10 protein-coding genes are annotated in these 12,903 nt (G+C 38.0%); all 10 read right to left on the bottom strand.

Annotated features, from left to right (window positions below; genetic code table 11):
- The coding region (locus WBM49_RS14720; RefSeq protein ID WP_424372804.1) for an IPT/TIG domain-containing protein at positions 1–1,778 on the bottom strand (1,778 nt) is incomplete at its 3' end.
- Positions 1,779–1,933: 155 nt separating this feature from the next.
- Positions 1,934–2,569, bottom strand: coding sequence for a response regulator (locus WBM49_RS14715; RefSeq protein ID WP_424372803.1), 636 nt, complete (start codon positions 2,567–2,569; stop codon positions 1,934–1,936).
- The gene (locus WBM49_RS14710) at positions 2,562–4,520 is read right to left on the bottom strand and encodes a tetratricopeptide repeat protein (RefSeq protein WP_424372802.1); all 1,959 of its coding nucleotides are present in this window, start codon (positions 4,518–4,520) and stop codon (positions 2,562–2,564) included. The genes WBM49_RS14715 and WBM49_RS14710 overlap by 8 nt, the downstream gene beginning before the upstream one ends.
- Positions 4,521–4,563: 43 nt before the next feature.
- Complete coding sequence (locus WBM49_RS14705) at positions 4,564–5,472, bottom strand: hypothetical protein (RefSeq protein ID WP_424372801.1); 909 nt, start codon at positions 5,470–5,472, stop codon at positions 4,564–4,566.
- Positions 5,473–5,484: 12 nt separating this feature from the next.
- Entirely contained in the window at positions 5,485–6,933 is a 1,449-nt protein-coding gene (locus WBM49_RS14700; RefSeq protein ID WP_424372800.1) for a leucine-rich repeat domain-containing protein, read from the bottom strand.
- A gap of 25 nt (positions 6,934–6,958) precedes the next feature.
- On the bottom strand, positions 6,959–8,530 hold the full coding sequence (locus WBM49_RS14695; RefSeq protein WP_424372799.1) for a leucine-rich repeat domain-containing protein: 1,572 nt from the start codon (positions 8,528–8,530) through the stop codon (positions 6,959–6,961).
- Between the two features lie 33 nt (positions 8,531–8,563).
- Positions 8,564–9,022, bottom strand: a complete 459-nt coding sequence (locus tag WBM49_RS14690; protein ID WP_424372798.1) for a lipocalin family protein — start codon at positions 9,020–9,022, stop codon at positions 8,564–8,566.
- A gap of 525 nt (positions 9,023–9,547) precedes the next feature.
- Positions 9,548–10,003 (bottom strand): hypothetical protein, encoded by a 456-nt coding sequence (locus tag WBM49_RS14685; RefSeq protein WP_424372797.1) that lies wholly within the window; start codon positions 10,001–10,003, stop codon positions 9,548–9,550.
- A gap of 78 nt (positions 10,004–10,081) precedes the next feature.
- On the bottom strand, positions 10,082–11,479 hold the full coding sequence (locus WBM49_RS14680) for a mannitol dehydrogenase family protein (RefSeq protein ID WP_424372796.1): 1,398 nt from the start codon (positions 11,477–11,479) through the stop codon (positions 10,082–10,084).
- 83 nt (positions 11,480–11,562) lie between these two features.
- Positions 11,563–12,903 (bottom strand): hypothetical protein (locus WBM49_RS14675; protein WP_424372795.1); only part of this gene is annotated, 1,341 nt, incomplete at its 5' end.

Genomic DNA, 12,903 nt, shown 5'->3' with positions numbered 1-12,903 from the left:
CTTCCAGCAAGTGTGGTAACATCACCATTAGGCGCTATTTTACGTATTAAACCAACGGAACTATCGGTTATATATAAATTATCTTCTTTGTCTATGGCAATTCCGTATGGGTTGTTAAATCTTGCATCTGTACCGTTACCGTCTGCAGTTCCGGACTGTGTGCCTCCGGCATAAAGGCTTACTTCTCCGCTAACACTTATTTTACGTATACTATGATTGTTGATCTCAACGACATATACATTGCCTTCGCTGTCTATAGCAACGCCAGAGGTTTGTTGAAATGTTGCACTCAATGCAGGCCCATTCGTAGAACTGTTCGAGCCACTTCCTGCAAAATTGGTAACAATACCAGCTGTGGATACTTTTTTAATTTTATGGTTGCTATTATCCGATACTATCATATCACCCGATGAGTTAAACACTATAGCATTCACACTCCTAAATCTTGCTTCTGAGCCTGTACCGTCTATATCGCCAAGTTCTCCGCCAACTCCGGCTAAAGTAGAAACATCTCCATTTGGGGTGATTTTTCGTAAAATGTAGTTTTCGGTATCTGCTACATATAGGTCACCTAGATCGTCAATGGCAATCCCTTGCGGTGATCGAAATTGAGCAGCGGTACCTATTCCATCTGCAAATCCTATAATGCCGCTTCCGGCAAAAACAGAAACTTCAATTTCGGATACGATATAGGTAAAAATAGGGCCTATTAATTCAGTGCCATTGATAATTACTTTGACCAAACCTGTAAATGCTTTTACTGGCACTTTTACATTTATTTGTGTATCATTGACAGATAGCACTTCTGCTTCTTTACCATTAAAATACACTTCCACCGAAGCAATGTTGGTTCCAAAGCTATTACCATTTATTGTGACTTCCGATTCTTTAATACCGCTTTCAGGACTAATTGATGCAATCCCAGGAAGAACCGTAAACGGCACACCGAGTCCCTCATCTTCTGTAATGATATTGAGGTCCCCAGTAGTTGCTCCTTCGGGCACCAATACTTTAATTTCTATATCTGTCAATGATTGTATTGTTGCTTCAATACCACTGAAAAGTACCTGTATTTTGGTTGGGTCCGTACCAAAAGTATTTCCTGTCAGCGTTACTTCGGTTCCAACCGTACCACTTTTGGGAAAATAATCGGTTAATGTGAGCTCTAAAAGTGTAAATTCAGGTCCGGCCAACTGAGTACCATCCACTTCCATTCTAACATTGCCTGTCATGGTTTGCTCTGGTACAACCACCACCACCTCTGTATTGGAAACAGACTCAATAACGGCTTCGGACTCATTTGGGTTGTTCATGGAACGGTCAGTAAAAAATACTTTTATTTTAGAAGCATCAGTACCAAAATTACCTCCAATAAAGGTTATTTCCGTGCCTTTTTTGGCACTTTCAGGACTTATACTGCTTAAAGTAGGCTGTAGATACGTAAATACTGGCCCTGTAACAATGGTACCATAAACAGAAACCTTTATTGCACCTGTACTACCATTACTAGGGGCCAAGACCTTTATTTGCGTATTGGTTACTGACTGTACAGGAGCTTCGGTAGTATTAAAAAGTACCTGGATCTTTGATTTATCGGTGCCAAAATTGGTTCCGCTTATGGTCACTTCTGTTTCCTTAATTCCCTGATTGGGGCTCATAGAACTAAGTGTGGCCTTTGGAATAGGTTGTGGGTCTGGTTCATCTTCATCTTTGGAACATGCAAAGAACAAAAAAGCAGTTAATACGGTTAAAAGACTAATTTTAAAAAATGTTTTCATCGGATATTTATTTAGGAATTAACAACTACAAGTTGCCGTTAATCTCCCTGATAAACATCAGGTAAAATATGTGTTTTTTGAAGTCCGGGTAAACCCTAGTAAGAAATTATGAAAATGTGAAATTCACGAAAATGGACAGCCATAATATTTTTGAACTAGCCTAACAAACCTTTTTCAAGGGCTACCCTAATTAGCCCAGCGGTATTACGTACACCCAATTTTTGAATCAGGTTATTACGATGGCTTTCTACGGTTTTGGTACTTATAAAAAGTAGTTCTGCAATTTCTTGATTGGTATGCTCATTCGAAATCAAGTTCAACACTTCCTTTTCACGCCTTGTCAGTTTGGGAATAAAAGATACTTGAGAAGGATTACCGATACTATCATTAAGCAAAATATCCTGAATATTTCTTGGCAGATAGGTCTCACCCTTATTTACGGTAGTAATTGCAAGTATTAAATCTTGTTTATCAGTATTTTTTAGTAAATATCCATTTGCTCCATTTCTAAGCATATTTTTAATGAACCCAGTTTCACTATAGTTCGACAATGCTATAATCGATAGGTCAGGATATTTTTTAGTTAGTTCTTTGCATATATCTAATCCGTTGCTGTCGGGTAAATTAATATCCAATAATAATACATTCGGCACATTACCTTCAATATCCTCCAAAAGCTGTTTTCCTAAGCTATAGGTTGCAATGATTGTAATACTTTCAGTGTCTTCCAGCATCGTTTCTATACCTCTTAGCACCATATTATGATCATCACAAATCGCTACTTTAATCATTTTTTATTCTTTTTTTTAGATCGATTTCGATACAGAATGTAGTTCCTTTTTTACTTGAATTGATATCCAGGTTCGCTTTTAAAAAATTGACTCGTGATTTTATATTTTGCAACCCAATTCCGTTCCCCGGAGAATTCGTGTCAAATCCTTCTCCGTTATCCTCAACGGTAATAATGAGTTTATCACCATGATTGTTTAATTGAACTAAGGCTTCAGTGGCATTCGCATGCTTAATAATATTATTAAGGAGCTCTTGAATGATGCGATAAATAGCCGTTTCGATTTCTTTTTTTAATGCCAATCTATTTCCAAAATATTGAAAACTGATATTAACTGAATTTGAAGCATTCTGCTTTGAGCAGAACTGTTGAATGGCCTCTATCAAATCAAAATTATGCAGCGAGGGAGGGGCAAGATTGTGTGATATTCTGCGCACTTGTTCTACTGCATTGTCTAACATACTTATGGCCTCATTATAAAATACCTTTTCCTTTTTTGAAAATTTATCGGGTTCAATGGAGCTTATCTTATACTTTATAACTGCAAGATCTCCATTAATACCATCATGAAGGTCTTGTGCCAGTCTGTTTCGTTCTTTTTCCTCTCCATCTATTAATGCTTCTAATTTTACAACTTCCTGTTGGCTTTGAATTGCCAATATTTCATTGTTCTTTATTTTTTGTCGTTGCCTGTAAAACAACCAAAGACCTAAACTACCTAACAATAAAAAACCACCTCCACCTAAGGCTAGGTTATATTGATTTTTCTTTATTAGGATGTCATTTTCTTGTTCTTGTAATTGAAGCTTTTGTAAGGCTATCTCATTGTCTTTTTTTTCAGTTTCGTATTGAATTTGCAAAGCATTTATACCCTTTAAGTTATCTTCATTAAAAATACTATCCTTGTATAATATTGTTTTATCATAATGGAAAAGTGCTTGTTTGAAGTTATTTTTCTTTGTATATAAGTTAAGTAAGGTGGCATGTATTTCTCGGTTCAAGGTTTTTGAATTTTTAGTATACCTTAATGCAGCGGTTAAGAGATTTTCGCTTTTGTCAAGGTCTTCTATATTAAGATAGGAATAACCTAGATTAGATAGTGTACCACCAAGCTCATTTTTATAATCATTTTTTAATTGAATTTCATAAGCCATATTTAAATATGAAATGGCTTTTTTATATTCGTCCTTTTTATTATGAGTTGCTCCCAAACTCTGATAATTCATTGCGATACCCCAATTATTATTCGTTTTTACATCTATTGCCAATGCCTTATTGTAATATAATAAGGCATCATTATACTTCCCTTGTTCATCAAAAAGGTTCCCCAAATTACCATATGAATTTGATAAATTATTCCAGTCGTTATTACTTTCTTGAATAGCAATTGCCCTCTTATAACTAATTTCAGCTTCCGAATATTTTTTTAAGTTTCTGTAAACAATTCCAATACTATTAAGGGTATTTGCAATATTTATGTTTTGTTTTTCTGACTCATAAAAAGTAAGAGCGCTGTAATATTCTTTTAAACTTTGTTGATAATCACCTTGCAAACTATGTATAACTCCTTTTTGATAAGAGGCATCGGCAAGACCTCCAAGTAACTTTTGGGTTTCTGCATATTTAATATAAAGTTCTAAATGATTTAATGCTTCTTTATAATCTCCAGAGACCCTATTAAAAGCTGCATATTTATAATGCACTCGTGCAATAGCATGTTCATCTTTTAGACTGTTATAAATAATAAAGGAAGAGTCTAAATGTTTTTTGGCTGAAATTAAGTTGCTATATGCCGTTAACCATGCTACTCTGGAGTGTGCAGCAGCAATATTAGAAACATTATCCGATGTTTTTATTACGCTTAAAAGACTATCCAATTCCTTATTTTGAGCTACTCCACTAGTTATCTCAAAAAATAAAAATAATAGAAGAACAACTCGAGAATGCTGCATTTTTTGAAATTTAAATGTGAGAATTCAATTTTCGAAATACTAATTAATAACAATCAGGCCCATAATCCCCATCATATACTCTAAAATAGCGATCGCCATTTAGATAGGTTTTATCCTCTTCATCTATAGTTACAATATACTCATAAACCTCCCCGTTGTAAAAGTTAAGTTCCAGAACCTCTTGCTCATAGCTGTTTACGAAGGTCGTCCATTGCCCTGTTCCCTTATTGTTGCTCCCATAACCGGCACTGGCACCAGTGATATCCATTCCCATGCTATTATATGCGGAGTGGTTAAAATACCCTTGGGCACATAAATCTATGGTAATTTTTTTGCCATAACCGCCCCCGGAGGAATTATAAGATTCCATATAGGTTAAGCGGCAGTTTTTTAACAGTTCGCCCCATTGAGAAGGCTTTTCGTGTGATGTCACAACAGGGGTTTGGTTTTGTGTTTCATAAAAATTCACGGATGCAGTTACCCAAAGTCCAGTGTTTTGAAGATCATTGGAATAGGCGCTTGAGCTTGCAGCGCATAATATCGTTAATCCGTACCCATACGGGTTTGCCATTCCTACAATTAGGGCCTTGGAAGGTTTTGCGTCTATGACACCTTCATATATACCGGCAATAGTATTCTCGGAAATTTTCTCCACGCTATTTATAGGTTTAAGAAGGGTGTTTTCCCCAATTTGAAAGTCGTTTTTGGCTTCTATTTCCATTTCTTGGATGCTCTGTATATCATGGGTGATTATTAGTATCACACCTTCTGTTTTTGAAGATGTAATGGCAAAGCCCGATGCTACTTTATTACCCTCCCAACCTTCAGGTACATGAAAAGAAATACCTAGGTCTGGGTAGTCTATTTTGCCTGTTTCTTGAGCATACAAAGTTTGTATTTCACACAATGGCAAAAAAATAATGCCTATATATAAGATTATAATGCTTTTCATTTTTGTAATCATTTATTGACATGTAGTCTGACTATCCAATCTAACATCGGTACCCGTGTTTATCAGTTCGCATATTGATTGGGAAATGGCAAACAAACCAGGATTTAATGTTAGGTCTAGAACCGTTAGGTTTGTTAAGTTTTTTATTTCAAGAGGTACAGAAACTAAATCGTTATTTTTAAATGATAATTGTTCTAGGTTAGTAAGCAACCCAATAGTGCCGCTTATACTTCGTACTTCGTTGTTTGCTAAATCTAAGTTTTGTAATGCTGTAAGATTAGAAATAAAGGAAGGAACAATACTAATACTATTGTCAATCAGTGACAATGTACGAAGATTGACAAGGTCTGTTATTTGATCAGGTATTGCCGTAAGATTATTATTTCCTAAATACAATGTTTTTAACTGGGAAAGGCTACTTATTCCTGGAGACAATGATGAAAGATTTAAACCGCTAAGCGCCAACAACTCTAGGTTTGAAAGTGTCCAAACTACCTCTGGAATAGTGGGGAAATCATTGTTGTTTATATACAAGACTTTTAAGTTTGATAATTCCTTAATTAGTAGAGGCAAATCAGTAAGTTCATTATTGTTTACAAATAAAGTTGCCAACTGCGAAAGCTTCCCAATTTCTGATGGCAATACCGTGAGCTGTTTTGAACTCATTTGCATTACACGCACTCTACCTTCATTATCCAATTGAACACCACTCCAATTAGCAATGTTGGGGTCATTCAAATCCCAACCTAAGGTATTGTCAGTGTTTGCATTATAAATTGCAATCAAGGCATCCCTGTCCGTAAACGTAATTTCCAATGTCACTTGATAATCTGCAGTAGAGCCATCTTCAGCGGTAACGGTATAGACCACAGGACCGCTAAAATCCTGAACAACATCTGGACTAACAGAAGCATCTGGAGAAACTTCAATACTTGGTAGTAATAATGATGCATTGGCACTATAAGAAACCGTTGCCGTAATGTTTTTGTTGACCTCATCAATGGTTGCCGTGACAGTTTCGTCGCCATACAGCTCATTATCCTCTTTTGTAAATGAAAAACTGAGTATTTGTTTGGCACTATTTGGGGCAATGGAAACTGTAATTTTATAAACAGCGGTTGTACCATCTTCGGCCGTAACGGAATAGTCAATAGGTGACGAAAAATCTTTAGCTCCGGTTTGATCCACAATAGCTTTTGCCGAAAGCTGTACGGTAGGTGTCAAAGAGGTAATAGTGGTTCCACCAGGCACTGCCGCACTTATGGTTTTACTTTGCTCGTTTATGACCGCTGTGACATCTGAGGTTAGCGCATTATTTTCGCTGGCTTTAAAAACAAAACCAGTAATTTGCTTCGCACTGCTTTTAATGGGTTCTTGAATAGTTTCACCATCATCTTTACTACAAGAAAACGAAGTGATTGCTAATGTAAATACCAACAAATAAATAAATTGCTTTTTCATTTTTATAGGTTTAAGTTTTCTTTTTTTATTCGCACTTTACATCCGGGTCCAGTTGTATTTCTGTTCCAGTGTTTTCTAAATCACAAACTTCTTGAGGAATGCTGGTCAACAAGTTTGTTGTTAAATACAATCTTGTAAGACTTGTAAGGTTACCTATTTCTTTAGGTATAGAGGTAAGTTCATTTTCACTTAGGTATAGACCAGTTATCCTAGGGAGATTGCCAATTTCCTTCGGTATTGTAGTTAGATGATTGTTTTCTAGGTTTAGATACGTTAGGCTCTCAAGTTGCTCTAATTCGGTAGGAATACTGGCAAGTTTGTTGTTTTCAAGATCCAGCCCTGTAAGATTTGCTAGGCCACCTATTTCTTTCGGTATTGAGGTTAGTTCATTCTCACTAAGATATATAGTAGTTAAGCTGGTTAAATCTCCAATTTCAGGAGGAAGAGAAGTCAGCTTATTTCTATACAAGTATATATTTTCTAAATTTGAAAGTTCACCGATAGAAGCAGGTATTGTAGTTAATTCATTTCCATCTAACTCTAATTCCTGAAGATTTGAGAGTTTTCCAATTTCCTCCGGCAGGAAAGTTAACTCATTGGAAGTCAATTGTAAATAGGTTAATTCTGAAAGTTCTCCGATAGTTGCAGGGATTGAAACTAGTTGATTGTTGAATATTATTAAATCTTCTAAAATTTTTAATTGTCCTATTTCTGAGGGAATTGTGACAAAGTGGTTATTATTTAAATTTAACCTCTGGAGGTTTGACAGTTGGCCAATTTCCAACGGCAAAATGTCTAGGTTCTGATTATTAAGTCTTAATTCAACAACATTATCCTCAACATCCATAACTATTCCCGACCAATTAGCAATATCTTTATCCTGTAAATTCCAACTGAGTGTATTATTCGGGTTCGCATTATAAATTGCAATCAAGGCATCTCTATCGGTAAACGAAATTTCCAATGTCACTTGATAATCTGCAGTAGAACCATCTTCAGCGGTAACGGTATAGACCACAGGAGTGCTAAAATCTTGAGCTATATCCGGACTAACAGAAGCATCTGGAGAAACTTCAATACTTGGTGTCAATAATGTTGCATTGGCACTATATGAAACCGTAGCCGTTATGGTTTTATTTGCTTCATTGATTGTTGCGGTTACCGTATCATCACCATAGAGTTCATTATCCTCTATTTTAAATGCAAAACTTAAAATTTGTTTTGCGCTGTTAAGTGCGATACCAACCGTTACTTTATAAGTTGTTTTTGTACCGTCTTCGGCAGTAATGGTATAATCAACTGGAGCTGAAAAATCCTTTGCCCCAGATTCATTAACAGCAGCTTTGTCAGAAACTACTATAGTAGGTGTTAACGATTTGACATCAGTACCATTGGCAACTGTTGCAGTAATTGTCTTGTTGGTTTCATTTAGTATAGCAGTAACATCTTCGGTAATTGCTTCATTATTAACTGCTTTAAACACAAAACTGGTAATTTGTTTGGCACTGCTTTTTACTGGTTCTTGAATTATTTCGGCGTCATCTTTACTACAAGAAAATAAGGTGATTACCAATAAGTAAATGAATAGCTTTTTCATGATTTTTTAATTTAAATGTGTGGTATTCATTTTTTAATTTACCCTGACATACTCAATATATTCTTCACCTTCATCGACTAGTTCAATGATGCGCATGGTACTATTGTTATTAGAGAAGGTTACCTTATCAGGTGTTTGTGAATCGCTTTCAGTTTGCTGGGTTTGGGCATTGAAATAATTAAAGTCGAATTGATATTGTCCCGTTGGGAGTTTTGCCCAAGTCCCATCTATGATATAACTTTCATCGGGTACGCAACCCCCACCTGTTTCCTCATGAAATTCTGAGTATGTAAAGTTGCCATTAGCAGTCAAAATATACCTGCTGGTTTGCTCACAGGGCGTACTCTCAATAGACACTGGTGTGCCATCGATTACAAAACCAACTTCTTTTACTGGTTTCCAGGTGCCAATAATAGGATCTGCTATTATAATACCATTATTCGAGCAAGAAATTGTTACAATGAGAATTATTCCTCTAGTTATGAAATTCAATTGTTTCATGATTCTAGTTGTTAAAAATGTGATGGTGCAAGATGTTGAAAAGAGAAGTGCTATGAATCAGGTAAACTACGTGATTGTATAAGCTAGGGTTTTCCCTAAGTTTTTTTAATATACCTGCAAGATTCAATAAAAATTAACCCACCTGCTGAACTATAGTATGTTTAGCAACATTCTTAAATGTGCCTAACGTGAGTATTACTATTATTTTAATAATTATTAGTTATTGAAATAAATGTTTGACAATTATGGTTTCGAAGTATTTTAAAAAAGTGTTGAATTGGTTGTTTTTACTGAAAGTAATTTAAGAGATCGGGTTTTGAGTACAAAAAGAGCGTTCCTTAAAATGTTGGTTTTAAGGGACTGATTGAAATTAAATTTCATAGTTGGATTTATGAAATAGAAAGAAACCGAAACCAGTATTACTCTTAGGCATATATAGTCTAGTGGTACTGTTATTTTTCAAAACCACACCCCTATTTTTAAAAATCAGTTTGTGAGTGGTTGGTTTTCCATTGGTCAATTGGCGATAATGGCAAGTTGTTCTTTTTTAAGCGCTATATCTACCATAAGACCATATTCCAGGCCCTTTATTTTTGGAAGGATCAGTTCAAGCATATTCGGTATTTGAACATGATCTTCTTTGGTTTCTGGATCGGGCATATACACCAAACCTTTATAGGTTTTATCCTTATAAAACAGGGTTACATCAAAAAAATAAAAATTCTCCGGAGGAATATGTTCCGACCAATCAATATTCTTAAAAAAATATTTTGGCTTCTTTATTTTATAGGAGCAAGGTGAAATATCTAAATTGATAGTCCCCATGAAATAGTCGCTCAAATCGAGACCTCGTTCCAGAAAATGTTGAAACTGTTGTTTTAAGGTTCCTTCCGGATATCGCTCATCTTTGCCTTTTCCAGAGGCAACACCATGACCAGCCTTTATTTCGCCGCGAACTATAGTATAGTCCATTAATTCTGATTTACTTTTGTTCTTCAAGAGTTAAATAACTTAAAGTGAACATATTAGAAATATGTACAACTTATTTTTCTACATCATATCCCTCATATGCTTTTTGATATTGGGATCTTTGTAGATTTTCCCAACTGTATCCGAGTATAATTTTATAAACCGCTCATTTTTTGCAAGATTACCAAAAAGAGATTCTTGTCTTACAAAAGCCAATGGGTCGTTTGTGGTCTGTTTGGCTGTTAGATGTAGGTCGGTGCCCATGGCATCAGTAATTTTAAATGGATGCCCATTTCTATCCATTCCTTTATCACTATAATAGCACCAGACGGCAATAACCAATGTTGCAAATTTGATACTTCCCCCCGTCGCTAAATTCTCATGAATTGTAGGAATCAAAAACTTGGGTAATTTGGCAGAACTTTCCGCGCAAATACGGCTGACGCTGTCCTTGATATTGGGGTTGGCAAAACGTTCGAGCAGACTGTCTTTGTAGTCCGATAAATCAATGCCCTCAATTATTCCTAAAACGGTCGTGGCTTCTTCGTCTAGAAAGGCTCGTAAATAGGCGGCAAAGAGTTCATCTTCTACACAGGCATTGATGGTAGGATGGCCGTGCAGGGCCCCTAAAAGTCCCAAAACGGAATGCCCGGCATTGAGCAGGCGCAGTTTCATTTTTTCATACGGCCCCACGTCGGGTACGAATTGTACACCGACCTTTTCAAAAGCAGGGCGCCCATTGGAGAATTTATCCTCTACCACCCATTGTATAAAGGGTTCGCAAGTAACGGGCCAGGCATCGTGTACACCAAAGTCTTCTGCCAAGGTTTCGATATCCGCTTGCGTAGTCACAGGCGTAATACGATCTACCATGCTATTGGGAAAGCAGACTTCTTGGGCTATCCATTTGGCCAAGTCTGCATCTTGTGCTTCGGCAAAGGTCCCAAGCATTTTACGCATCATATCTCCGTTATGTTCTATATTATCGCAAACCAAAATGGTAAAAGCAGACAATCCTGCATCGTGCCGTCTTTTAAGGGCCGCCGTTAGAAAACCATAAACGGTTTTCGGTTCTTGCGGGTTTTGTAGTTCGTGTTGAATGTCCGGGTTATCAAAATTGAATTCGCCCGTAGTGGGATTGAAATTGTAACCTCCTTCGGTAATGGTCAAAGAGACTATTCTCGTATCGGCATTCGCCATTTGAGCGATTACGGGTTCGGGGTCCGTAGTGCCCATTTTAAAATCGACGATGGATCCGATTACTTCGGGTTCGATTGTACCGTCAGGGTGTTTGACCATCAGGGTATAGAGGTGGTCTTGCTTTTTGAAAATATCTTGCAGTTTGGTATCCGCCTCACGTAAACCAATCCCACAAAGCGAGGAGGCCTCGCCGCCAATTTTGAGTTTGTGTAGGTAGTAGGCCAGGTGCGCGCGGTGGAATCCACCGACGCCGATATGTACGATTTCTATGTTATCCACAATACGCGAATAGGTCGGCACGGGCATACGACTTCCTATTGCTGCCAAATTTTCTTGATTGATTTGTATTGGAATTTCCATGTTTATGCTGTGGTATTAGATTTCCCGCGTTTTAGCGCCCAATAGGCCAACACGAAATAAATGATGGTACATACGAATGCGTAGGTGTAAAAGAGTTCCCGATTTTTGATATAAATTGCTTCCGAAGCACTTCCGAATAGCACATTAAAGGCCAAAACTAAAGTAGCGACCAAAGCTGAAATGGCGACGAATTTTAATCCGTTGGAGAAAAAAGAAACATCCTTGGAAATAACAGGCTCCTCTTTTGCTTGCTGTTCTTGAAAGCGTTCGATGGCCTCATTTCGAACTTCCTCTTCTTTGGCTTCCTCAGGATACTTTTGCTTCGCCCCATAACGGGAAGCGAATAAAGTGTACACCACGATGGTAAAAAACCAAGTGGGGATAAACAGGTAAAAGAAGGAAATCACATCTAAAGCTTGCAGTCCAAAACCGAAGACCAAGCCCAAGCCCCAAGAGGCAACGGCAGGCATACTAAAGGTCAGCTTGCGGTAAGAAGACCAGTAGCGCGTATAGCCAATTCTAGGGAATAGCTGATGTTCTGCGAACACAATCGCCCCAACAGGAACGACCAGCAGCCCCGCATCGGTGAGTAGCGGCAATATTTGTGAAAACACAAAGGGGAAACAGGCGATGACAACGGTGACCACACCGACCACAATCGTCGTTAACTTTCGGGAATGATTGTAGAAAATCGCTTGCGCGGCCAAACCTGCTCTATACAGATTGGTAATCGCGGTCGTCCAACCCGCTACGATCACAATCACAAATCCGGACCAACCGAGGGCGTAATAGGCCACATCGCCCGGATCGAGTTCTACGATGGATTTTCCCAAGATAACTGCGGCCCCGGCACCCATGATTCCGGCAGCAATCCATGCCACGTAGTGGCCGAACATCATGCCGGTACTGGAGGCGTATGCGTAGTTTTTCTTTTTGGCAAAACGCAAGAGGGCCATATCGACCAATCCGAAATGGGTGATGGTATTGGCGGCCCAGCCAAAGCCGATGACCTCGACCAAGCCGATGCCCGGAGCTCCATCGCTGCTGATGCCTGTCCAAATCCTCTGGTCGCCGAGGGTGATAAAATCGGCCCACCCTGCCGGTACCGTTTTACCCAAAACATCCAAAGACAAAGCGGGGAGGAGCACCATGGCGCCACTTGTAAACATGACAAAAAGCCAAGGTGCACAGAGGCCCGAAAATTCAGAAACGGCATTAAAACCATAAAGTGCAATGGAAACCACTACAATACCCACGGCCAAAACAATCAACACAAACCAAGCATTGGTCGGATACCAATTGAGTTGCGCCGGGATATTAAATGCAAAACGTACTGCCGAAGC

The sequence above is a fragment of the Muriicola sp. genome (assembly GCF_049669965.1).
Lineage (GTDB): Bacteria > Bacteroidota > Bacteroidia > Flavobacteriales > Flavobacteriaceae > Muriicola.
Note: the sequence above shows the minus strand (reverse complement) of the source record. Positions and strands in the feature narration are given on the sequence as shown.